Annotated in this window: 19 protein-coding genes; 7 read left to right on the top strand and 12 right to left on the bottom strand. The window is 63.5% G+C overall.

The features are described from left to right. A complete protein-coding gene (locus AC57B6_RS08985; protein ID WP_046566795.1) occupies window positions 1-1,110 on the bottom strand; it encodes a porin in 1,110 nt (369 codons plus the stop codon). A 354-nt stretch (window positions 1,111-1,464) separates the two neighbouring features. Here AC57B6_RS08985 and AC57B6_RS08980 point away from each other — a divergent pair, with 354 nt between their 5' ends. After that, complete coding sequence (locus tag AC57B6_RS08980; protein WP_496421008.1) at window positions 1,465-2,400, top strand: DMT family transporter; 936 nt, start codon at window positions 1,465-1,467, stop codon at window positions 2,398-2,400. Window positions 2,401-2,481: 81 nt separating this feature from the next. On the opposite strand, the gene rsmA is transcribed toward AC57B6_RS08980, so the two are convergent. The 4 genes from rsmA to AC57B6_RS08960 form a co-directional block, all read right to left on the bottom strand. Next, window positions 2,482-3,354: a 16S rRNA (adenine(1518)-N(6)/adenine(1519)-N(6))-dimethyltransferase RsmA gene (rsmA, locus tag AC57B6_RS08975; RefSeq protein ID WP_030102077.1), complete on the bottom strand. Its 873-nt coding sequence runs from the start codon at window positions 3,352-3,354 to the stop codon at window positions 2,482-2,484. Between the two features lie 162 nt (window positions 3,355-3,516). Next, window positions 3,517-4,527, bottom strand: a complete 1,011-nt coding sequence (gene pdxA / locus AC57B6_RS08970) for a 4-hydroxythreonine-4-phosphate dehydrogenase PdxA (protein WP_496421007.1) — start codon at window positions 4,525-4,527, stop codon at window positions 3,517-3,519. Window positions 4,528-4,532: 5 nt separating this feature from the next. Continuing rightward, on the bottom strand, window positions 4,533-5,897 hold the full coding sequence (locus AC57B6_RS08965) for a peptidylprolyl isomerase (protein WP_028198891.1): 1,365 nt from the start codon (window positions 5,895-5,897) through the stop codon (window positions 4,533-4,535). A gap of 67 nt (window positions 5,898-5,964) precedes the next feature. After that, a complete protein-coding gene (locus AC57B6_RS08960; RefSeq protein ID WP_030102078.1) occupies window positions 5,965-8,331 on the bottom strand; it encodes an LPS-assembly protein LptD in 2,367 nt (788 codons plus the stop codon). 222 nt (window positions 8,332-8,553) lie between these two features. On the opposite strand from AC57B6_RS08960, the gene AC57B6_RS08955 reads away from it, so the two are divergent. Next, window positions 8,554-9,645 (top strand): aminoglycoside phosphotransferase family protein, encoded by a 1,092-nt coding sequence (locus AC57B6_RS08955; RefSeq protein WP_496421006.1) that lies wholly within the window; start codon window positions 8,554-8,556, stop codon window positions 9,643-9,645. A gap of 3 nt (window positions 9,646-9,648) precedes the next feature. Beyond that, the gene (gene murU, locus AC57B6_RS08950) at window positions 9,649-10,362 is read left to right on the top strand and encodes an N-acetylmuramate alpha-1-phosphate uridylyltransferase MurU (RefSeq protein ID WP_496421005.1); all 714 of its coding nucleotides are present in this window, start codon (window positions 9,649-9,651) and stop codon (window positions 10,360-10,362) included. Between the two features lie 100 nt (window positions 10,363-10,462). On the opposite strand, the gene AC57B6_RS08945 is transcribed toward murU, so the two are convergent. Beyond that, window positions 10,463-12,352 (bottom strand): ABCB family ABC transporter ATP-binding protein/permease, encoded by a 1,890-nt coding sequence (locus AC57B6_RS08945; protein WP_496421004.1) that lies wholly within the window; start codon window positions 12,350-12,352, stop codon window positions 10,463-10,465. 303 nt (window positions 12,353-12,655) lie between these two features. Here AC57B6_RS08945 and AC57B6_RS08940 point away from each other — a divergent pair, with 303 nt between their 5' ends. Then, window positions 12,656-13,051: an acyl-CoA thioesterase gene (locus tag AC57B6_RS08940; protein ID WP_028198896.1), complete on the top strand. Its 396-nt coding sequence runs from the start codon at window positions 12,656-12,658 to the stop codon at window positions 13,049-13,051. A gap of 157 nt (window positions 13,052-13,208) precedes the next feature. Here AC57B6_RS08940 and AC57B6_RS08935 read toward each other — a convergent pair whose 3' ends face one another. Both AC57B6_RS08935 and AC57B6_RS08930 read right to left on the bottom strand, forming a co-directional pair. Further along, the gene (locus AC57B6_RS08935) at window positions 13,209-13,535 is read right to left on the bottom strand and encodes a DUF4148 domain-containing protein (RefSeq protein ID WP_496421003.1); all 327 of its coding nucleotides are present in this window, start codon (window positions 13,533-13,535) and stop codon (window positions 13,209-13,211) included. Window positions 13,536-13,748: 213 nt separating this feature from the next. Then, on the bottom strand, window positions 13,749-14,654 hold the full coding sequence (locus AC57B6_RS08930) for a LysR substrate-binding domain-containing protein (RefSeq protein ID WP_252888706.1): 906 nt from the start codon (window positions 14,652-14,654) through the stop codon (window positions 13,749-13,751). Window positions 14,655-14,813: 159 nt separating this feature from the next. On the opposite strand from AC57B6_RS08930, the gene AC57B6_RS08925 reads away from it, so the two are divergent. Next, a complete protein-coding gene (locus AC57B6_RS08925; RefSeq protein ID WP_046566819.1) occupies window positions 14,814-15,428 on the top strand; it encodes a glutathione S-transferase family protein in 615 nt (204 codons plus the stop codon). A gap of 78 nt (window positions 15,429-15,506) precedes the next feature. Here the strand turns inward: AC57B6_RS08925 and AC57B6_RS08920 are convergent, their stop codons facing one another. Next, entirely contained in the window at window positions 15,507-16,787 is a 1,281-nt protein-coding gene (locus AC57B6_RS08920) for an MFS transporter (protein WP_496421014.1), read from the bottom strand. A 17-nt stretch (window positions 16,788-16,804) separates the two neighbouring features. Continuing rightward, entirely contained in the window at window positions 16,805-18,016 is a 1,212-nt protein-coding gene (locus tag AC57B6_RS08915) for a serine hydrolase domain-containing protein (protein ID WP_496421002.1), read from the bottom strand. Between the two features lie 110 nt (window positions 18,017-18,126). Here AC57B6_RS08915 and AC57B6_RS08910 point away from each other — a divergent pair, with 110 nt between their 5' ends. Beyond that, window positions 18,127-19,023, top strand: a complete 897-nt coding sequence (locus AC57B6_RS08910) for a LysR family transcriptional regulator (RefSeq protein ID WP_030102085.1) — start codon at window positions 18,127-18,129, stop codon at window positions 19,021-19,023. Window positions 19,024-19,068: 45 nt separating this feature from the next. On the opposite strand, the gene AC57B6_RS08905 is transcribed toward AC57B6_RS08910, so the two are convergent. After that, window positions 19,069-22,179 (bottom strand): sensor domain-containing protein, encoded by a 3,111-nt coding sequence (locus tag AC57B6_RS08905; RefSeq protein WP_106355331.1) that lies wholly within the window; start codon window positions 22,177-22,179, stop codon window positions 19,069-19,071. Between the two features lie 221 nt (window positions 22,180-22,400). Continuing rightward, window positions 22,401-22,877: a nitrate reductase associated protein gene (locus tag AC57B6_RS08900; protein ID WP_496421001.1), complete on the bottom strand. Its 477-nt coding sequence runs from the start codon at window positions 22,875-22,877 to the stop codon at window positions 22,401-22,403. Window positions 22,878-23,035: 158 nt separating this feature from the next. Between AC57B6_RS08900 and fdhD the strand changes: the two genes are divergently transcribed. Next, entirely contained in the window at window positions 23,036-23,875 is an 840-nt protein-coding gene (gene fdhD, locus AC57B6_RS08895) for a formate dehydrogenase accessory sulfurtransferase FdhD (protein ID WP_106355330.1), read from the top strand. Window positions 23,876-23,896: the final 21 nt, after the last annotated feature.

Below are 23,896 nucleotides of genomic sequence, written 5' to 3'. Positions count from 1 at the left end.
TCAGAACTGATGCCGCATACCGGCCATCAGGCCAATCTGGCTCCCCTTCTGCGCCAGCCCGACACCGTTGACGCCTTGCAACTGCGCGCCGATCAAACCGCCCCGGTACAGCGAGTAGTCGCCTTCCAGATAGACATCGGTGCGCAACGAAAGGTTGTAGTCGGCGACCAGTTGGTACTGCCACGCTGAACCGTTCTGCGCAGCGGTTTTACCGTCCTGCAGGGTGCGCCACACGTTCGCTGCGAAGTGCCAGGCGTTACCGACCTGCTGCGTAATGCCGCCCATGATCATGCGACGCCGCGAAAAATCGGTGTACTTGAGCGCGGCCAGCGCAGGCGCGGTAAACGGCCCGTTGGCAAAATTCGAAAATCCGGCGTCATTCTGGTCGACGATATAGCCGGCGGAAAACCGGGTCATGTTCCACGTGTACGATCCGCCGAAGGTCCACGCCTTCGCCGCGGCGCCATTGACTGAATCTTTCGACTCCTGATACGCGCCGCCGAACGTGAACGGGCCACCCGGTGCGTAAGCGGCCGCCACGCCCACCTGGCTGCCGTATGAATTGCCCGCGTTGCCGCCGAATGCGTAGCCGGCGGCGAGATGGAAACCCGCATATTTCGCCTGATACTGCACCTGGTTGCTGGTCCAGATGCCGCCGGTCATCGTCACTTCCGGCTGAAAGCTGAAATCGTATGGAATCCAGAGATTGCTGCCATAACCGCCAATGGTCACGCCCTCGATCATCACGTTGTACTGACGGCCGAAGATCACCTGACCAAAGGAATCCGAGCGCACGCCCACCTGTGCCTCATTGAAGAATGGCAAAGTGGGATCGCTTTGGCCGCTATTCATGTAGAAACGGTTTTCGAGCTTGAAGAACGTCGACCAGCCGCCGCCCAGATCCTCGGTGCCCCTGATGCCCCAGCGGCTCTCCGTCATGCCGCCACTGCCGAGTCCGAGCGATGAATCGCCGGCCCGATTTGCATGAGTCAGGTAGCGCACGCTCTCGTCGATCACGCCGTAAAGCGTCACGCTCGATTGGGCGTGCGCCATGTGGCACGCCAACGCGGCGGGCACGGCTGCCATCGCCCACCTGCTTACGTTCTTCATGTCGTCTCCTCGTACAGGTTCCCGCTTTTACGGATTTTCGACGCCGCCACACCCGACGCGACGCGCCGCCACGCTGCTCATCTGAGGCCGCACAATCGACGGGAAGATGCCGCCCGGGTCCGCGTAGGAGCTCCCGTGAAGGCCCGTACAAGCCGCTTGAATGAGCTGACAAATCGCGCGTGGATGAACCTTAGCGCGAAATCGGGGCAGTAAGAAAATAGACAGACATAAGTGTTGTTCTCTCATCGAAACGCTTGCAGATTGTAAGAAGCACGCGTAGGCGGTGGGGTCATCGCACGGCGGGAGGGACGGGTTTGATATCGTACGATCTATAACGACAACGCCACGAGACCCATGAGCGCCACCGCCCTGCCCGCCCGCCGCACCCTGGACAGCTTCGCCATCCTTCTGATGATTGGTTTGTGCGCGATCTGGGGACTGCAGCAAGTCGCGATCAAGAGCGCCAACACCGCATTGCCACCGATATTCCAGGCGGGTTTGCGCTCGGCGATCGCCGCGGTGCTGGTCTGGGGTTGGGCGCGCTCGCGCGGCACCCCGTTGTTTCGCGACGACGGCACGTTGGGCGCCGGCTTGCTCGCGGGCGTGCTGTTCGCCGGCGAATTCGTGTGCATTTTTCTCGGCCTGACGCTAACCAGCGCTTCGCGCATGGCGGTGTTTCTGTACACCGCACCCTGCTTCACAGCGCTCGGCCTGCACTGGTTCGCCGATGGCGAGCGGATGCGGCGCACCCAGTGGCTCGGCATCCTGGTGGCGTTCGTGGGCATGGCGCTAGCGTTCGCCGACGGTTTCCTGCACGACCACGCGGCACAGGGCTCAACCCTGCAGGGCGTCGCCGGCGACGCGCTCGGCGTGCTGGCCGGCATCTTGTGGGCCGCGACCACCGTGGTGGTCCGCGCCACGCGACTGGCCCACTCGAGCGCCAGCAAGACGCTGTTCTATCAATTGACGGTGTCGGCTGTAGTGCTGCTCGCGCTCGCGCTGGGGCTCGGCCAGGCGCGCGTGGAAACCGTCACGCCACTCGCAGTGATGAGCGTTGCGTATCAGGCGGTGATCGTGGCGTTCGTCAGCTATCTGGTGTGGTTCTGGCTGTTGACCCGTTACGTCGCGTCGCGCCTGTCGGTGTTTTCGTTCCTGACGCCGCTGTTTGGCGTGACCTTCGGCGTACTGTTGCTCGGCGAGTCGTTCAGCCTGCGCTTTCTGATGGCGGCGGCGCTCGTGCTCGTCGGCATTGCGCTGGTCAATGCGCCCGTGAAGCGGGCTGCTGCGTAGCGGTTGGAGTGCGCGCGGCGCGTTTCGCACGCGCTGCAGGACGCCGCGCGCTTACTTCGGTTCGGGACCGTACGACGCGACTCACGCGTCGTCAGTCTCAATGTCCGCGGCTGCGGTGCCGCGCGCAGGCGAAGCCGCCACGATCTGCGCCACACGCACATATTCGGCCACCGGCACATCTTCGGCGCGACGTTGCAGATCGAAACCCAGCGCTTCGAAATCCACCAGATCGCGGAACGCGGCCAACGTGTTGCGCAGCATCTTGCGCCGCTGCGAGAAGGCCGCCGTGACCACCTCGCCGAGCACGCGCTCGTCCACGGCCGGCAATTCATGCAGTTCGTACGGGATCATCCGCACGATCGCCGAGTCGACCTTCGGCGGCGGCTGGAATGCCTCGGGCGGCACGTCGAGTTGCTTATCGATCACGTAGCGATATTGCAGCATGACCGACAGGCGGCTGAACGCCTTGGTGCCTGGCTCCGCCACCATGCGCTCGACCACTTCGTTCTGCAGCATGAAATGCTGATCGATCACGCGATCCGCGAAGGCGGTCAGATGAAACAGCAAGGGGCTCGAAATGTTGTACGGCAGATTGCCGACAATGCGCAGCGACGCCTTCTCACCCGGCGCTGCCAGCGTGCCGAAGTCAAACGCAAGCGCGTCGCCCGCATGCAACTCGAGCAAGGCGCCGAATTTGCTCTTGAGACGGCCGATCAGATCGCGATCCAGCTCGACCGCGTGCAACGGCGCCTCGGGGGTTGCCAGGCGCTCGATCAGCGGTTCGGTGAGCGCGCCAAGCCCTGGCCCGATCTCGACCATGCGCTCGCCCCGCTGCGGCCGGATCACGTCGACGATCGAATCGATCACGCCCATGTCGACCAGAAAATTCTGCCCGAAACGCTTGCGCGCGATATGGCCCTGGTGGCGGCCCTGTTGCTGTCTGCTGGTGGACATCGGAGAAACGCTATGAAAGAGAATTGCTTAAGAATAGGAGCACTCGGGAACAAGCGGGAGCAACCGGGAACAACCCGGCAACAAACCAGGGCCACGCGCGCCACGAACACGAAAACAGCAAACGCCGAGGAGCGCGTACGCCCCGTCTGCGCGGCTGCTGGATCAGCCCGCGCGGCGGTGCTGCGCCATCGAAACCGCCGCATCGATCGCGGCGATCAGACTGCCCGCGTCGGCTCGGCCGGTGCCGGCCAGATCGAGCGCGGTGCCGTGATCGACCGAGGTGCGAATGATCGGCAAGCCGAGCGTGATGTTGATGCCTTCGCCAAAGGTCGCGTACTTCAGCACCGGCAGACCCTGATCGTGGAACATCGCCAGCACGCAGTCGGCCTGCTCCAGGTAACGCGGCTGGAACAAGGTGTCCGCCGGATAGGGGCCAGGAGCGTCGATGCCTTGCTCGTTCGCGAGCTTCAGTGCCGGGGAAATCACCTCGATTTCCTCGCGGCCCAGATAACCGTTTTCGCCCGCATGCGGGTTCAACCCCGTCACGAGGATGCGCGGCGCGGGCAAACCAAAATGATGGCGCAAATCGTGATCGACGATGCGCAGCGTCTCGACGATCCCGTCGACCGTTAGCGCGGCGGAGACGTCTTTGAGCGGCAGATGCGTGGTAGCCAGCGCGACGCGCAATGGGCGCTTGCCCGTGCCGGCCAGCATCATCACCACGCGCGGCGTGTGCGTGCGCTCGGCCAGATATTCCGTGTGGCCGGTGAACGGGACGCCGGCGTCGTTGATGGTGCTCTTCTGCAGCGGCGCGGTGACGATCGCGTCGAACGTGCCGGCCACGGCGCCGTCGATCGCGCAGTCGAGCAGATCGAGCACGTAGCGGCCGTTGGCGGCGTCCAGCTTGCCGGCCAGCGAGGGCGCGCCGAGCGGCCTATGCTGCACCCGCACGCGCTTGCCTTGCGCCAGCAACGCAGCCCAATCGACCCCGACCGCGCGCGCGCGGTCGGCCAGCAAATCCGCATCGCCCAGCACGGTGAACTGTGCGTGAGGCCAGTGCGCCGCCGCACCCGCCAGCGCCTGCGCGGTCAGCTCGGAGCCGACGCCGGCGGGCTCGCCGGTCGTGATCGCGATCTGTAACGGAAGGCTGGTAGGCTGCGCGGCGCTTGTCATGATGTTTATTGCATGCTCGACAGATTCGGCTTCACTTCCACGTAAGCGGTGTCGCGCAATTCGCGCAGCCAGTCGGCGTAGGCCTGTTCCGCCTTGCGCTGACCGATCGCCTGACGCGCCAGATCCATCTGCTGTGAAACCGAGCCTTCCGATTCGCGGCGGCCCAGCACCTGAATCAGGTGGTAACCGTATTCGCTGCGCACCGGATCGCTGATCTGGCCGTCCTGCAGGCTGTTCATCGCGCGCTCGAATTCCGGCACCGTCTCGCCCGGGCTGATCCAGCCGAGGTCGCCGCCTTGCGACGACGAACCGTCTTGCGAGTACGTGCGGGCGAACTTCGCGAAGTCGCCGCCCGCGGCGATCTCGTTCTTGATCTCAAGCAGCTTCTGACGCGCTTGCGGCTCGGACATGCCGTCGCCGACGCGCAGCAGAATGTGGCGAACGTGCGTTTGCACGAGCTTCGGTGCATCGGAACTGGTGCCCTGGCCGGCGCGACGATCGACGAGGCGCAAGATTTCGAAGCCGTCGTTGGTGCGGATCAGATCCGGGTTGATCTCGCCCGGACGCAGCGTCGAAGCGGCCTTGACGAACTCAGGCGGCAGCTTGGACGGCGGCACGAAACCCGTGTCGCCACCTTTCGACGCATCCGGTGCCTGCGAATTCGACTTCGCCAGCTTCTCGAAGTTGGCGCCGCCTTTGGCTTCGGCCAGCAGGGCCTGAGCCTTTTTCTGCGCGGTTTCGATATCGGTTTCCGAGGCGTTCAGCGGCGCCTTCAGGAAGATGTGTTGAAGGTGCAGATCGCTCGTCAGACCGGCATTCGGGCCGCGCTGGCTGGCAATGTAGTTCGCGACCTCGGCGTCAGACACCGTGACCTTGCTGTCCACTTCCTTCTCACGCAGACGCGAGAGCGTCAGCTCGGTGCGTGCGTCTTTCGTGAAGGTGGCCCAGGGCACGCCTTGCGCCTCGATGCGCGAGCGATACATGTCGAGCGACATGTTGTTGGCCTGCGCGAGCCGTTCGAGCGTTTTTTGCACGGCGGCATCGTCGATGTTGATGCCGTCTTCTTTCGCCTTCTGCAACTGGATGCGTTCCAGCACCATCTGGTTGAGCACCTGCTGGCGCAACTGGTCCATCGGCGGAACCGGGGCGTTCTGCTGGTTCAGCCGGTGGGTAATCAGGCCGATGCGATCGTCGAGCTCGCGCCGTGTAATGACACCGTTGTTGACCACTGCGGCGATGGTGTCGACCGTCTGGCCATTATTGCCGGACGACAGCGCCTGCGCCTGAGCGGGCGCAACCGACAGGAAAGACGCTGCGGCGACCAGACCGGCCGCAAGTGTTGCCAAGCGAAGCTTTTTCATGATTGCCACAGATACTCCAATGATGTCGGGCGCGCCTGGCCCGTCTTTTCGCATGCGATAAATGATCGCGCCAGCGTCATTCGTAATTGGTGAAACGCGATTCCGGCGGCGGCGGCGGCGGCAACGGCGTATAGCCAGCCACGCTGGCGCGGAACGCCGGAATCAGCCCGTTGTCGACGGTCGACAAGCCCTTGAGCGTCAACTGCGCGAGAAACCGCGTGCTCGACTGATTCTGCCCCGACGTATTCAGGCCGTTCGCATAGCGCTGAATCCCGGCGCCGAGCGTCCAGCAGTCGGCGTCGTATTGCAGACCGACTAGACCGTCGACGATCCGATGCCCGCCCAGGTCGTAATTGAATCGCCCTACCCCGTACACCCGATGCGTCAGCGGCCACTGCCCCGAAATCAGCACCTGGTTGATCGGCGTGTTATCCAGCGTGGTGTTCGCGCGCGTGTAGCGATACGCGACATTGATCACCTTGCCGGAGGCCGGGCTGAAGCCAAAGCCGACGCTCGTCTTCACCAACTGGTTGTTGTCGGCATTATATTGGAACGCCGTTTCCGAAGCGAAACCGGCGCCGAGCTTGAGCGACGCCCCCAGGATCAGGTCCGAATGCGTGGCCTGCGTGCTGGTCTGCGTAGGCAGCAGCGTGACGCGCTGATCCTGGAAGTAATACTGCTGCGCGATCACGAAGCGCGCGCGTTCGTCGCCCGTTGCCGGGTTGATGAAGCGCGTGGTGATGGCCGCGGTCAGACGGTTCGCGTCGGCGATCCGATCGTTGCCGACGAAGGTGTTCGGCGTGAAGATTTCCGCCAGACCGAAGTCGGAGTCGGCCGTATCGAACAGCGGCGCGGACGCCTGGTTGCGGTACGGCGTATAGACGTAGTAAATCCGCGGCTCGAGCGTCTGGATGTAATCCTGCCCGAAGAGCCGTACCGAACGGTCGAAAATCAGCCCGGTGTCGAAGCTGAGCGTCGGGATCGATTCGGTGAAATTCTTCGGCGTGCCGACCGGTACGTCGTTGCTGATGTTGTTCAGGTTGTACGACGCAAGGTGCCACTGCACCTTCGGCGTAACGAAGTACCCGGGTCCGACCACCGAATACGACACATACGGGTTGAACATGACCCGCTGACCCTGGGTCAGGTCCCCGGTCGTGATGCGGAAATTCGTGTAGTCGGCTTCCGCGCCGTAGTCGAAACCGCCAACGTTGTACTTCGCGTACTTCACGTTCAACTGCGGCTCGCGGCCATACGGCGCCACCGAAGGCGTCAGCGTCTGCCAGTGCTGTTCGCGGGCGAGCACCGACCACGGGCCGTTGTTATAGGTCAACCCGGCTTCCTGTTGATACAGAAGCTGGGTGCCGTTCAGGAACTGACTGACCGATGACGACAGGTCTTCCGGATACGTATTGTCCGAGACCTTGTTGTAGTAGATATAACCGCCGAACCCGTTGCCGAAGTTCTGGTTGTGCTGGATGTACAGCGCGTAGCGGTTGGTGTGGGTCAGGTGGTCGTCCGGCAGAAACTCACCGGTGATCGAGCCCGAATACGTCGGCGACAGATAACGGAAGGTCGACTGCAGCTGCACACCGCGTTTCGAGATCAGGCGCGGCGTGACCGTCAGATCGCGATTCGGCGCGATGTTGAAGTAGTACGGCAGCGACAGCTCGAAGCCGTTCGTCGAACTCACCGAGTACGAAGGCGGCAGAATACCGCTGCGCCGGTCGCCCGACAGCGGGAACGACAGCCACGGCGACGCGAATATCGGCACGCCCTGGAAGAACAGCACGCTGTTGTACGCGACACCTTCGTCCGCCCCGGTGTCGAAATCGAACTCGCCGCCTTTGAGGTACCAGGCCGGATTGTCCGAGCACGAGCAAGCCGTGTAGGTACCCTTCGTGAACACCGAACGCTCGGTGTCGAGCAGATCGACGCGCTCCGCGCTGCCGGAGCCGCCGGTCACGTTGAAGTGATACTTCGGCGCCGACATGAAGCCTTCGCTCGAGTCCACCCGCATATGCGCTTCGGGGCCGGAGAAGACGGCGCCGTTGTTGTTCAGGTGAACCTGGCCGTAGGCATCGGCCATGTCCGTGTCCTGATCGTAGTGCAGCGCGTCGGCCTTGATGACGAAGGTATTGCGCCGCACCTCGGCCGAGCCTTTCGCGGCCAGGTCCTGATCGGTGGTGCCGCTCGTCGTGTCGCCGAGCACGAAAGTGGCCGGCTTCTGGCTGGCCTGCAACGGATGGTCTTCGAGCTGCGGGGCGAGCTGCATGCCCCACGGCGCGTCGATAGGTTGCGGCTGCGCCGCTTCCCCCACCAGCTGGGCGTGCGCAAGCGCGGGCATCAGGCCCGGAACGGCGATCAACGCCGCTACGAGCCGCCTTTTGCGCGGCACTACGGCACAAGAGGAAGTCGTTTGGGAAAGCTGTCTAGGCGGCATGTATCGTTTGGCGAATCGGCCCGTCCGTCAGCTTCTGCAGTCACGATCCACCGCCTGCACACCCCGACCGTGACAGTCGGCTGCACATCAATATTTACAATCTGTCGAACGATGAGGCGGGCGGTAAAGCGGAATGCGCGAAAGCCGGCGTGAGTCGCGTCAAAAAAGTCGTGGGGTATTATATGGCAAGACGTTGCCCCCCTGAATTTGCCGCCGGTTTTCATGACGCTGCCCCTCTCCAAAGACTCCACCCAAGCTCCCGCCGACAGCCGCCTCGACCTGCTCAAGGCATGGCTGAACGCCCACGCAGCACGCTATGCGCTCGAACTCGACACGCTCGCCCCGGCCTCGTCCGACGCCAGTTTCCGGCGCTATTTCCGGCTTGCCTGTAAGGCGGCGGAAGGCGGCAGCAGCGGCACCCTGATCGCCGTTGACGCCCCGCCGCCCGAAAAGTGCCGCGAATTTGTGCAGGTCGCGCATCTGCTCGAGGCCGCCAATGTGCATGTGCCGCGTGTGCTGGAGGTCGACTTCGACACCGGGTTCATGCTTGTCACCGATCTGGGCACCGCTTCGTACCTCGGTGCGCTGACCGAGGCACAAAGCGGGAATGAGCCCCGCCGCGCCCGCTCGCTGATGCGCGACGCGCTCGATGCGCTGATCCGCTGGCAGCTCACCTCGCGCGAAGGCGTGCTGCCGCCGTTCGACGAAGCCTTCCTGCGCCGCGAGATGGAATTGATGCCGGAGTGGTTCCTCGGCCGCCATCTGAGCCGCGAGGTCGACGAAAAGACCCGCGGCATGCTCGATCGCACCTTCGCGCTGTTGATCGCCAGCGCCGGGGCACAGCCGCAGGTCTTCATGCTGCGCGACTTCATGCCGCGCAATCTGATGATCGCGGCCGAGCCCAACCCCGTGAATCCCGGCGTGCTGGACTTTCAGGACGCGGTGTACGGCCCGATCACCTACGATGCCGCCTCGTTGCTGCGCGACGCCTTCCTCGGCTGGGACGAAGAGTTCGAGCTGGATTGCTTCGTGTACTACTGGGAGCGCGCGAAAAAAGCCGGCCTGCCGGTCGATCCGGATTTCGGCGAGTTCTACCGCCAGCTCGAATGGATGGGGCTGCAACGGCACATCAAGGTGCTGGGGCTGTTCTGCCGGATCAACTACCGCGACGGCAAGCCGCACTACATGAAGGATCTGCCGCGTTTTATCGGTTATGCCCGCAAGGTCGCCGAACGCTATGCGCCGCTGCGTCCGTTCGCGAAACTGCTGGACGATCTCGAAGGCCGCGCGAATGAAGTCGGCTACACCTTCTGACCGATGACGATGTCTCTGAAGAAAGCGATGATTTTCGCCGCCGGGCGCGGCGAGCGCATGCGTCCGTTAACCGACACATGCCCTAAACCTTTGCTCGAAGCGGGCGGCAAGCCGTTGATCGTATGGCAGATCGAACGCCTCGCGCGCGCCGGCTTGCAAACCATTGTGATCAACCATGCGTGGCTCGGCGAGCGGATCGAAGCCGCGCTAGGCGACGGTTCACGCTGGGGCGTGCACTTGCGTTACTCGGCGGAACACGAGGCGTTGGAGACGGCGGGCGGTATCGCGCAAGCGCTGCCGCTGCTGGAGGACGAGGGCAGGAGCGAAGTCTTCGTCGCGGTCAGTGGCGACGTCTACGCGGATTTCGACTACGCGACACTCGACACGCGCGCCAAAGCGCTGAACGCGCTAGCCACGCCCGGCATGCATCTGGTGATGGTGCCGAACCCGGCGTTTCACCCGAACGGCGATTTCGGCCTGGTGGACGGGACGCTGTCGCTCGATGCGCAGCCGCGCTTCACATTCGGCAACATCGGTCTCTACGACACACGGATGTTTCGCGATCTGCCGCGCGGCACGCGGCGCGCGCTCACGCCGTACTATCGCGAGACGATTGCGCGCGGTCTCGCGAGCGGGGAGGTATATGAGGGTCTGTGGGAAAACGTCGGCACGCCGGCACAGCTACAGACTCTGGATCAGCGCCTGAGCGCGCGATAAGCGCCGGGCACCCGGCGCAAGAGGTTCGCCCAAGCTCGCCCAGGTTCACGCAAGCTCGCCTCGTCACGCTCCACGCCGCCTTGGGCGCCGACGCAACACCTCACCGTCCGCCCTCGCCCGCGCTCACCGCTTCCGCCGACTCCGGCGTTTCAGCTGCACGTTGCTGCTGCAACGCCCACATCTGCGCGAACAGCCCGTTCGCACTCAACAATTCGGCATGTGTTCCACGCTCGACGATCCGCCCTTTGTCCATCACGATGATCTGCTGCGCGTGCACCACCGTCGAAAGCCGGTGCGCGATGATCAGCGTCGTACGCTCGCGGGCGATCTGATCCAGTTCATGCTGGATCGCACGTTCCGAACGTGAATCGAGCGCCGAGGTCGCTTCGTCGAACAACAGGATCGGCGGATTCTTGAGGATGGTCCGTGCAATCGCGACGCGCTGTTTTTCCCCGCCGGACAACTTCAGGCCACGCTCGCCGACCGGCGTTTCATAACCCTTCGGCAGTCCTTCGATGAAGTCGTGAATATGCGCCGCGCGCGCCGCCGCGATCACTTCCTCGCGAGTAGCCGACGGACGGCCATAAGCAATGTTGTAGTAGATCGAATCGTTGAACAGCACCGTATCCTGCGGCACGATGCCGATCGAGGCGCGCAACGAATCCTGCGCGACGTCGCGAATATCCTGGCCGTCGATGGTGATCGCACCGCCCGTAACGCGATCCAGATCGTAGAAGCGGAACATCAGCCGCGCGAGCGTCGATTTGCCCGAGCCGCTATGGCCGACCACTGCCGTAGTGCTGCCCGCCGGAATCGTGAAGCTCACGTCGTGCAGAATCTGCCGCGCCGGCTCATACGAGAAGTTCACATGTTCGAAGCGCACCTGCGCACCGCTCACCCGCAACGCGGGCGCGTCCGGCACGTCGGGCACTTCCTGCGTCGCACCCAGCAGCGTGAACATGCGATCCATATCGGTGAGGCTCTGCTTCAGTTCCCGATATACGACGCCGAGAAAATTCAACGGGATATAGAGTTGCAGCATGAAGGTGTTGATCAGCACCAGGTCGCCGAGCGTGAGGCGCCCGGCCATCACACCTCCGGTCGCGCGCCACAGGATGAACACGAGACCCGTGCCGATGATCGCCTGCTGCCCGAAGTTCAGCGCCGACAGCGAGCGCTGCGATTTGATCGCGGCCGTGCGATAGCGCTTGAGATTTTCGTCGTAACGGTGTGCTTCCCACTCCTCGTTACCGAAGTACTTCACCGTCTCGTAGTTGAGCAGCGAATCGATCGCGCGCGAATTCGCCTTTGAATCGAGCTCGTTCATCGTGCGGCGAAAATGCGTGCGCCATTCGGTGACCTTCACGGTGAATACGATGTACGCGGCAAGCGCAATGAACGTGACGATCGCGTAATACGCCTCATACTTGACGATGAAAAAGCCGAGCACGAGGCCGACCTCGACCAGGGTCGGCAGAATGCTGTACAGCGAATACGAAATCAGTTGCGTGATGCCGCGCGTGCCGCGTTCGATATCGCGCGACATGCCACCCGTCTGCCGATCGAGATGAAACCGCAGCGACAAAGCATGCAAATGGCGGAACACTTTCAGCGCGAGCTGGCGCACCGCGCTTTCGGTCACCTTCGCGAACAGGATCTCGCGCAGCTCGGTGAAAAGCGAGGTGGACAGCCGCACCACCGCGTAAGCGACCACCATCAAACCGACTCCGCCAAGCAGCACGATGCCGGGCGAATCGTGCGCACGGCCGAGCGCGGTGAGATGCTTCACCGACGCGAGGCCGTCGATAATCCGCTTCATTACGATCGGCACGCCGAGATTCGCGACCTTCGCGCCGATCAGACAGCTCAGCGCGAAACCGACGCGCCATTTATAAGTAGCGAGGTAAGGCAGTAAGGACAGGATCGTTTGCCAGTCGTTGCGCGGCTGGGTCGAGATCGGGGAAGGTTCGGACGAGGGCGTACGGCGCATGGGATCGGCTGGGGAGAGGATGGAAGCGACGGAGTTCGCAGCGGCGCGCCGACCGGCAGCATGCCAACCCGGCACTCTGCTCGATGTCGCGCGACCCGGCTGGGCGCTTTCCCGTACAATTCCTGATCTTTCTATTGTCGCAGAAGCTGGCTGGCGCCGCTTTTCATGGGTTGACCGGCCGCCCGGTTGCAGGTGGACCGCGCCGATGCGGTGTCACTGCGTCGTGCAGTTGCCATGAAATCCCCGCCTGCCGCTCGAGCCGACCGAGCCGACCGAGCCATTACGAATTTCAAGGGTGCCCCGATGACCGATATCCTCCAACTTCCGCAAAAGCACTGCGCGCTGCGCGTCGTTCCGCAGCCGTCGGACGCGAACGTCCACGGCGATGTGTTCGGCGGCTGGATCATGGCGCAAGTGGATATCGCCGGATCGATTCCGGCAAGCCGCCGCGCCAACGGCCGGGTCGCGACCATCGCGGTCAATTCGTTCGTCTTCAAGCAGCCGGTGTTCGTCGGCGATCTGCTGAGCTTTTACGCGGACATCGTCAAGACGGGCAACACGTCGGTCACCGTCGAAGTCGAGGTCTACGCGCAGCGTATGAGTCTGACCGAAGACCTCGTGAAGGTCACCGAAGCAACCCTGACCTACGTCGCAACCGACAGCGACCGGCGCCCGCGCGCGCTGCCCGTGCTGGATTAAACGGCAATTGGTGGCATTGAACGAAAACGAGGCGCCTGAGCGCCTCGCTTAACTTCACAGATTGTCCTCACCCGGTTGCGTTTGCAAGGCGGCTTGCGCCCCTGCTACCCGGTCCAAACGCAGCCGAACCCGCAATCGCTGTCCGGCCCGCAGCCGCTTACTGGCTCGCCGCCGCACCAGCAGCCGCCTTCTTCTGCGCGTTCTGCAGATCCGTCGGATAGTTCGGATCGTTACGCGACGGGTTATACCCGTTGCTCTCCAATTGCTTCAACTCTGCGTTCTTCTTGGCACGCGCCTCCTTGCGGGCGGCCTTGCGTTGCGCCTTGGCTGCTGCCTTGGACGCGGCCGACGGCTTGGCGGCATTGGTGGCATCGGCTGCCGGAGCACTTGCGTCGTTTTCTGCGAACGCCGGTGCAACCGAAGCCACGCTCAGTACAACCGATGTCAACAGCACAGCCCATTTCTTTGCAGGTGAAGACGTCATTTTTCTCTCCAGTCGTATTGGAAGATATTCGACGGCGAAACGCCCTTGACGGAGTGCGAGCAGCGACAGGCGGGCGCAACGCCACGTGAATCGATGCTTCGTGGATCCCGGGAAGTCTGAGACGGGAATCCCGAATATATACGACTGTCACGCGCCCGCAAACCGGTAATCCCCCTGCAAGCGGCCGCCGCATGTGCCAGGCGGCGCGCACGCTCACGAACCGTGACGCAAATAAGCGTCGACCTGCCCATCGATCCATTGGGCGAAATGCGCCTGTTTCGCGTTCAGGATCTCGCGTTGCTGCCAGACCAGCCAGTACGGATAGCGATACGGCACGCGGATGTCGGTGATCTGCACCAGTTCGCCCCGCGCGAGCGCATGCGCGACAAGGCTGCGCCGCTCGAGCGCGACGCCCTGCCCGAGCAGCACGGCGCCAATCACGATGTTCGAATCGTTCGCCGACAAGACCGTCGCTTCGGCGGCCGGCTCGGCCACCTGCGCCGCCTGACACCAGTCGCTCCAGGGCGCGTCGGGGCTCGAGATCAGTGGACATGCGAGCACGTCCTCGGCCGTGCGAGGAAAACGGCCATGCGGCCCGAACGCGAAATGCGGTGCCGCGACCACGAGCATGTCGTCGTCGAATAGTTTCTGTTGTGCGACGTCCGGCCAATGCCCTTGCCCCATGCGAATGCCGATGTCGCTGGTGCCCTGGCGAAAATCCTCGATCTGCAGATTCGTCATCAGGCGCACGCGATAGTATGGATGCGCCTCACGCAAGCTCGCGAGGCGCGGCACGAGCCAATGCTGCGCGAACGACGGCACAGTTGAGATCACCAGATCGCTTTGATGCGGACGCGCCTGCGCACGGCGGGTCGCCAGGGTGATGTCGCGCAGCGCGGAGCGTATTTCGAGCGCGTACAGCCGGCCGTCGTCGGTAAGGCGCAGGCCACGTGCTTCGCGCACGAACAGCGCGACGCCCATCGACTCCTCCAGCACCTTGATCTGCTGACTGACCGCCGAATGCGTGACATGCAACTCCCGCGCGGCCGGCGTCACGCCGCCGAGCCGGGCGACGGCTTCGAAGCAGCGCAGAGCAGCAAGGGGCGGAATGGGTTTCATGTAAGAAATTCTGACGTAAACCGTCGAATAATGTCGCTTTTTCTGCCATGAAAAGACGGTTAATCTATTGCCTTCACGCTCCGTAGGCACCGCCTGACAGGCAAATCGCCGCCCACCCGCTCGCACGGGCAGCCATATAGAACTTCTAACGGGATTGAGATGAAACTGATCGGAATGCTGGATTCACCCTACGTGCGCCGGGTCGCTATTTGCCTGAAGTTGCTGAAGCTCGACTTCGAGCATCAGTCGATTTCGGTGTTCAGCACTTACGACGCGTTCGCGAAGATCAACCCGGTCGTGAAAGCGCCCACGCTGATTCTGGACGACGGCCAGCAGGTGATGGATTCGACCGTGATCCTGCAATACGTCGCCACACTCGCCGCACCGGATCAACGGATTTTCCCGACCCAGGCGGACCACTGCCTGCGGGCGGCCCGCCTCACCGGTCTCGCGCTGGCCGCTTCTGAAAAGACCGTGCAGATCGTCTATGAACGCAATCTGCGGCCGGCGGAGAAACAGCATGAGCCGTGGATCAAGCGGGTGACCGAGCAATTGCATGCCGCTTATCGCGCGCTCGAAGAGGAACTCGCGGCGGCGCCGCTGCCGGTCGAACCGAACCGTTTCGGTGCGGCGGACGTGGCGGTAGCCGTCGCGTGGAATTTCACGCAGATGTTTTTGCCGGAGATCGTCACCAAGGCAGCGCACCCCCACTTGCAGGCATTTTCCGAAGTGGCGGAACAACTGCCGGTTTTCCTCGACACGCCTGCCGCCTGAAATACCCGCCGAACACGAACGGGTATCGATCGTCGATTGCTGCGCGGCACACAGCGACTCAGCCGCCGCCCCTCGCTTTCACTGGCGGCCGCAGAGATCGAGACGCGCAGCGGCAGTGGCCGCCGCGCGGCGTGTACGGCTGTGGCGCTGCGCATTGATGCCCGCCTTGATAACGATGCACAGCAGCGTACCGATCAGCAGCACGGCGGCCGCCCACGGCAGCGAGACCGCGCCGTACCGGTCCATCGCAATGCCGCCGAACGCCCCGCCGCCCGCTATCGCGAGATTCCAGAACGTGACGATCATCGATTGCGCGACATCGGCGCCCTCGCCCGCGGCACGCGCCGAGGCCGTTTGAAAGAGCGTAGCGGCACCACCGAACGCGAGCCCCCATACCCCCACCCCGGTATAGACAACGGCCGGCAGATCGCTCGCCAGACCGAGCGTCACGACGGCCGCACCGAACAGCGCGACACTGATCAGCGTCAGCCGGCGCAGATGCCGGTCCACCAGCACGCCGACGATCGCGATACTCACAAGCGCCATCACCCCAAACACAAGCAGCACGACATCCACGCGCTGCTGCAAATGTGCGAGCGCAAGAAACGGCGAGATGTAAGTGTAGAGAATGGTATGCGCGAACACATAGGTGAACATCACCGCGAGTACGGCCTTGAGACCGGGTGAGGCGAGCACGTCACTCAAGGTCGTGCGCCGTCCGGCCGCCTGACCGGCGAAATCGGGCACCTGCCAGCGGACCCAGCCGAGCAGCACGACCGTCAGCACGCTCATCGCACCAAACGTATAACGCCAGCCGATTGAAGCGCCCATCAGCGTCCCAAGTGGAATGCCGAGCGATAAGGCCAGCGGCACGCCCGTCATCGCCACCGCGATGGCACGGCCTTGCAGATGCGCCGGCGCCATGCGCGCCGCGTAGCCGGCAAGCAGCGCCCACAGCAGACCCGCCGACACGCCGGCAAAGAAACGCGCAACCAGCGTGAGCGTGTAGTTCGTCGACAGCGTCGTTACCGTATTGACGACGATAAAACCCGCGATCGCCATCAGCAGCAGCGGACGACGGCGCCAGCCGCGCGTCGCGATTGCAAGCGGAATAGCCGCCAGCAACGACCCCGCCGCGTACACGGTGACGAGCTGCCCGATCAGTGCAGCTGAAACCCCGAAGTCGCCGCTCATTTCGCGCAGCAGGCCGGCGGGCAAGGCCTCGGTAAGGATCGTGATAAACCCGCCCGTGGCGAGCGCGAGCAAACCAGATAGCGGCAAGCGGCCAGCAGATTCGGGCGATTGTGCCGAACGTGCCGATCGTGCTGATGGTCCCGGACGCGTCGCGGCGTCAGCCAGGTCCTGGTCGAATTCGCTCATGAGCGGCTCGCTCCCTGAACCTTGGCCGCGCTCACGCCGTACACCGCATCGCGCAGTTCGTTCACAAACGCCCCCGACATGCCTTCGTACAATGTGTTGGTCAACGCAACGACACTCAGACCGCGGCTACGGTCCACGAACCAGGAATGGCCATACGCGCCACCCCAGCGCCAGGTGCCGGGCGACTCCGGCGAATCGGCGGCGAGCGGATCGCGCAGCACCGAAAAACCCAGGCCGAAACCGTAGCCCGGCTGATCGGGCGGCCCCATCTCGCCCGTCTGATTGCGGCCCATTTCGTCGACGATCGCACGCGGCAGCAAAGCGCCGCCGCCGTCGCGCAGCGTGTCGAGCAAACGCAGCACGTCGTCGGCGCAACCCACCATGCCCGCGCCACCTGACGCAAACGCTTCGGGATCCAACGCGCGCGCCGGCTCGAAATCGATGCCGACCGCTCCTTCGAACGGTGTCGCGCGTTCCTTGTCGCGCATGCGGTGCGGTCGCGGCACATCGCTCACGTAGGGTGTCGCGAGACGCTGCGCGTCGAGCGTATAAAAGGCGGTGTCGTTCATCCCAAGCGGCGCGGTGACGAGATCACGCACCGCGTCGCCCAGCGGCAACTGCGTCACGCGTTCGATCAGCGCGCCCAGCACGTCGATCGACAGCGAATAGGCCCAAGCCGTCCCCGGCGCGAACAGCAACGGTACGCCGGCAATCCGGCGCAAGTTCTCAGCGAGCGTAATGCCGGCGCGATCCATCCCATCGGAAACACCTGCGCGGGCATACGGACCGTGCTCATCAGGTTCGAGAAAACGGTAGCCGAGGCCCGCCGTATGCGTCAGCAAATGCCGCACGGTGAGGTGCACGGCGCCGCCGTCCGCTCCACGCGGCGTGAACTCGGGCAGATAGCGCTCGACTGCGTCGTCGAGCCCCAGGCGCTGCTGACTGACCAGCACCATCGCGGCCGTCGAGACGATCGGCTTCGAAATCGACGCGAGCCGGAACAGCGTATCTTCGCGCATCGGCTGTTCATGCTCGCGGTCGGCGAGACCTGCGGCGCGGCGATACACCGGCTCGCCGCGCTCGGCGATCAGTACGACGCCGCCAACGAGGCGTTGCTCAGCCAGCGCTCTATCGATCACCGCATCGACCCGCAGCGAGAGTGGCGCGGCATCGCGAGCAGAGCGGGACAGCGCGGACAATTCAGTCATGACGGCTCCAATCAGAGGGATGCGGCCATCATACGAATCCGGCAAATGAAGAAAAACTGGGATAGAGTTCCTCAGTCTACGGACATTTATGTCCGGAATTGGAGGCAACGGTGGAAAGTCTGGGCGGGTTCCTGGTATTCGTGCAGGTGGCGGAGACACGCAGCTTCGTCGCAGCCGGGCGGCTACTCGGCGTGTCGGCGTCGGCAGTCGGCAAGCGCATCGCGCGCCTCGAAGAAAAGCTCGGCGTGCGGCTTTTTCATCGCAGCACGCGCAGCATCACGCTCACCACCGACGGCATGCAATTTCTCGAACGCAGCCGGCGCATCCTTGCCGAAATCGAAGCAGCGCAACTGGAAATATCGCAAAGCGCCGGCTCGCCGCGCGGCCGCTTGCGTGCGAGTCTGCCGCTGGTCGGTTCGCTGGTGTTGCCGATACTCGCCGATTTCATGCTGGCCTATCCGGAGATTGAACTGGATCTGGACTTCAGCGACCGCGTGGTCGATGTGATCGACGAAGGTTTCGACGTCGTGGTGCGTACCGGCGCGCTGGCGGATTCACGCCTCGCAGCGCGGCAAATCGGTTCATTCGGCGTCGTGCTGGTTGGCGCGCCGGCCTATTTTGCCCGGCACGGCACGCCGCAAAAACCCGCCGATCTCGCGAACCATATCTGTCTGCACTACCGCTACCCGAAGAACGGCAAGCTGGAGATCTGGCCGTTGCGACGCGAAGCCGGTGAGCGCGAGGTGACCTTGCCGATTTCGATGGTTTGCAACAACGTCGAAACGCGCGTGTGCTTCGCCATGCGCGGTTTGGGAATTGCGTGCATGCCGGATTTTTCGGTGCGGCAGGCGCTAAAAGACGGCCTGCTTTGCACGGTGCTCGACGACTACGTCGAGCGGGTGATCGATCTGAGTATCGTCTGGCCGGCCGGACGCAGCGTGCCGCCCCGCTTGCGGGTGTTCATCGATTTCATGGCCGCGCGGATTCTCGCGGACAACGTGCCCTAGCGCTACGCCGGCTACGCCGGAGCGCCGCGTAGCGTCGCCGCCCAGTTACACCGCCACCGGCTCTCGCGTGTCCCCACCCTGGAACAACGCGGAAATCGCATCTGTCGACAACGGCTTCGCAAAGTAAAAACCCTGCATCTCGTCGCACGCGCGCTCCCTCAGGAAATCGAGTTGCGCCGACGTCTCCACGCCTTCCGCGATCACCTGCAATTTCAGCGAATGGGCGAGCGCGATAATCGCCGAGGTGATCGTTTCGTCGTCGCCCGACACGCCGATATCCGACACGAACGAGCGGTCGATCTTCAAACGGTCCACCGGAAAGCGCTTCAGATAACTGAGACTCGAGTAGCCGGTGCCGAAGTCGTCGATCGCAAGGCCGATACCGAGCGCATGCAACTCGTTGAGCATCGACACCGCTTCCTCGGCATTGCGCATGATGGTGCTTTCGGTCAACTCGAGTTCGAGGTACTGCGGCTCGAGCCCCGTTTCGGCAAGCACCTGCATGACGAGCTTGGCGATATCGCGCTGCTGGAAAACGCGCGCCGACAGATTCACCGACACCCGCGCAGGCGGCAACCCTTCGTCCTGCCACGCCTTGTTCTGACGGCACGCCTCGCGCAACACCCACTCAGACAGCGGCCCGATCAAGCCGCTCTCCTCGGCGACCGGAATGAACAGCGACGGCAGCACCAAACCGACCTCCGGATCGTGCCAGCGCACCAGCGCCTCGGTGCCGACGATCTGCCCGCTTTCGATATCCACCTGCGGCTGGTAGTGCAGCAGGAATTCATTGTCGCGCAACGCACGGCGCAAACGCCGTTCGAGATTCAGGCGCGCGCCGGCGCTCGCATTCATCTCCGGCTGGTAAAACTGGAATGTGTTACGGCCCATGTCCTTCGCGCGATACATCGCGAGGTCGGCTTTTTTCATCAGCGTTTCCGCATCGTCGCCGTCCTGCGGGAAGAGGCTCGCGCCCATGCTGCAACCGACATACAACTCGGTGCCGTCGAGCCACACCGGTTCGGAAATCGACGCGCGCACCCGCTCCATCCACGCGATCAGCGACTGCTCGTCGACGGTATCGGTCATCACGATCACGAACTCGTCGCCGCCGTGCCGCGCGACCGTGTCGCTGGTTCGCGTGCAGCGCGCGAGCCGCTCGGCCACCACGCCCAGCAAACGGTCGCCGACGCTATGGCCGAGGCTGTCGTTGACGTTCTTGAAGCCGTCCAGATCGATGAACACGACCGCGACGCCCTTGTGATGCCGCTGCGCGACGATCAGCGCATGCTGCAGACGATCGCGCAGCAGGTTGCGATTCGGCAGCCGCGTGAGACTGTCGTAGTTGGCCTGGTATTCGAGCTGCTCCTGATAGCGGATCAGATCGGTCACGTCATTGATCACACCGATGTGATGGGTAATCACGCCCTCCGCGTTCGGCACCGGCGCGATGAACAACTGATTCCAGAATAGCGCGCCGTCCTTGCGATAGTTGCGCACCACGGCGCTCACCTCGCGGTTCGCGGCAAGTGCCTGACGGATCAACGCGACGCCTTCCTGGTCGCGGTCGTCGCGTTGCAGCACACGGCAATCGTGGCCGATCACTTCAGCGGGATCGTAGCCGGTGATACGCATGAACGCGGGGTTCACGTATTCGATCAGATTGCCCAACGGCGACGGCGCGGTGATCAGAATCGCGTTGACGCTGGCATCGAGCGCGCGGCTTTGCAGACGCAAGGCCAGGTCGGCGCGCTTGCGCTCGGTGATGTCCGTGTAGGAACCGAGCACGCCGATCACGCGACCGTCGCCGTCGGTGAACGGCAGCTTGCTAGTGACGGTGGTGCGATGCACGCCGTCGATCACCAGGTCGACCTCGAAATTCATTTTCGGCACGCCGGTGGTCACCACCTCCTTGTCGTGCTCGTTCAGCAGACTGGCAAAGGCGCGCCACGGCATGTCGTTGTCGCTTTTGCCGACCACCTGCTCCGGGTAAGAGAGCCCCGCGTCGCGCGCGAACGCCATGTTGCAGCCGAGATAGCGCGACTCCTTATCCTTCCAGAAAATCCGCTGCGGGATGTTGTCGATCACCGTCTCGAGCATCTGGTTCGAACGCTGCGCCTCGGCTTCGGCGTTGATCTGTTCGGTGACGTCGTCGGCCAGCACGAAGAAGGCGGCGCGGCCCATGAAATTGAGCGCGTGATACGAAATGTCGGCGCTGATCATCGATCCGTCCTTGCGGCGATGGTGCCAGACGCCCGCCATCGTGCGGCCGTGGTGCAGGACGTCGCTGCGTTGCAGGTGCGATTCGAGACGCGAGATCTCGCCGTTCGGCCGGATCGCGCGAATCGTCATGCCGAGAAATTCGCTTTCCGAGTAGCCGTATTGCTGAATCGTGGCCGCGTTCACGGCGAGAAAGCGCAGCGTCTCGCGGTCAAAAATGTACATCGGCACCGGATGATCGTCGAACAGTCCGCGAAAACGCTCGTCGTTGCGATTGAGCGCGCGGACCGTGCGCAGTTTCTCGCGCGCGCGGCTTTCGCGAGCGCCGAACGTGAAGATCAGAAGCGCGCTGCCGGCCAGCATCGTCACGATCAGCAGGAACATGGCGCGCTGGGTTTCGTTCGCGGACGCCGCGACCGACGCCTGCAACACGTCATTCTCCTGCTGGCGCAGCGCTGCCAGACTGGTTTCCACACGGCCGAGCCCGAGCCCGAGGTGGGTATAAGTCGACGCCGCCCACGCGCGCGACTCGTTCGGGGTGGCGTGAGCGCTCCTCAGCAGTGCATCGTCAATGTCGCGTTGCAGCGCGTGACTGTCCACACTCAGTTTGGCGAGCGTAGCGAGTAAGGCTGGTTCGCCAGCGAGCTCCTTGTGCAACTCGCGCTCCACGTTGGCCAGCGAACTCGCCATGGCGGCGGCCTCGGTGACGGGCGCGGCCTCACCCGATGCTTCGAAACGGCCGAGCGCGGCCAGTCCGCCGTCCAGCGCCGTATGGTAGGCGTCGAGATTCTGACGCACGTTCGCCGAACGCAGCATGCGCGCGTCAGCGTCGCGCTGGCCGCAAATCTGCGTGTAGGCGACGAAGGCGTTCGCGCCGACCGCCGCGGCGACGACCGCCAGATTGATCAGCAGCCGCTTCGATAAAAAAGGAGTCATGGGTTCCGAACGTCAATCGTTCTGAGGGCGGGAGCGCGGGGTCGCTTTCGATGCATCGGATCGCACCGGGTCGAGTCTTTTTACGCGCCAACCCATGGATAACGGCCGCGTTCGGAACAGGTTGAGGGGTGGGGGCGAAATAATTAGGGGATTTGGGTGGGGCGTTGGGCTGGAGGCGCCTGGCCGGTCAGGCCTGACCGGCCGCACCTAGCCGGCCGCACCTAGCCGGTCGCACCAAATTCCTTCATCGCTGGAACGAAGTCGTGGTTGCCTTCCGGTTTGCGCGACAATTTGGCGAGGACATAGCGCTTGAACGGCGCGAGTTTGGCCCACTGCGCGATACCCGGCACGGGCAGGCCGGCGAGTCCAGCCTGGTGTGCCACACCCTCCGGCACCGCGTCGGTGCGGCGCCAGGCGGGCGCCTCCTCGGGCGTGAACCACTCCGGCTCGACATTCGCGTGCGTGCGCAGCATTTCGAACAGTGCGTGGTCGAAATTCGGCTCGATTTCCGCGTCTTCGTCGACCGGAAACCGCGCCAGCAGCTTGCGGTCTTCGAGCGGCAGCAACTGCCACTGCGCGAGCGTGATGCGCAGCCCGAAGCGATCGAGATTGAAGCGCACCGACATCGGGATGTAGGTGAAATTCTCCGAAGACGCGACTTCGAAGTCGAACAGAAGCGGTGCCTCGTTGAGTCCCATGACAGTATTCCTCTTTGGTAACGGGCAACACGCAAGCCCAGCTTGAGGTATTTTAGAACCTTATTCGCGCGATAGCGGCATGGTCTGGCACCGCTTCGCGCTACTCGGCAAGGCTGCGAACCGCGCAACCGCGCGCGGCATGAAAGGAGTGAAATCGCTTGAACCAACTGGAAACCGCCGGGCAGCCCGGCGCCGTGGAGCGCGAGGTGCACCGGCATCGCGGCGCGGCGGTCGAAACCGTCACGGATCACGTCGGTCAGGAATGGCCGGTGGCGCTTGTCTTCAACGGCATCTCGCACGCGGTCATGATGTGCACGCCGTGCGATCTGGAAGCGTTCGCGGTCGGCTTTGCGATTTCGGAAGGGATCGTGGAGCGCGGCAGTGACATTCAGGACATCGAGGTCGAGTTGCACGACGACGACGAATTGCCGCATGCCGAAGTGCAATTGAAGGTCGTGCAGCAGGCGTTCGTCGCGCTGAAGGAAAAACGCCGTGCGCTCGCCGGGCGGACCGGCTGCGGCGTATGCGGGATCGAAAGCATCGATCTGCTGGATCTGAAGCCGGAGCGCGTGCCCGACACCGGCTTTCTGCAACGGCTTGCGCCGGATGCAATCGCCCGTGCGGCGCGCGAGTTGCCGGAACATCAGGCGCTGACGCGTCTGACCGGCGGCCTGCACGCCGCCGCATGGTGCGACGCCGCAGGCGCGATCCGCTACGCGTTCGAAGACGTCGGCCGTCATAACGCGCTCGACAAGCTGATCGGCCAGCTGGTACTTGATCGCGTGGATACCCGCGAAGGATTTGTGTTTCTGTCGAGCCGCGCCAGCTACGAGCTGGTGCGCAAGGCGGCGCGTGTCGACGTGCCGATGGTCGCGACGATTTCGGCGCCGTCGTCGCTGGCAATTGCGATTGCCCGCAAAGCGGGCGTACGGCTTGTCAGCTTCTGTCGGGAAACCAGCTACGTCGACTACGACACCTTGCAGCCGGCGCAAGCTTGAGCGCTTCAGGCGCCTGAAGTA

The organism is Paraburkholderia sp. BGA-UO-ETr-F12 (assembly GCF_059567945.1).
This window is presented reverse-complemented; position numbering and strand designations above follow the sequence as displayed.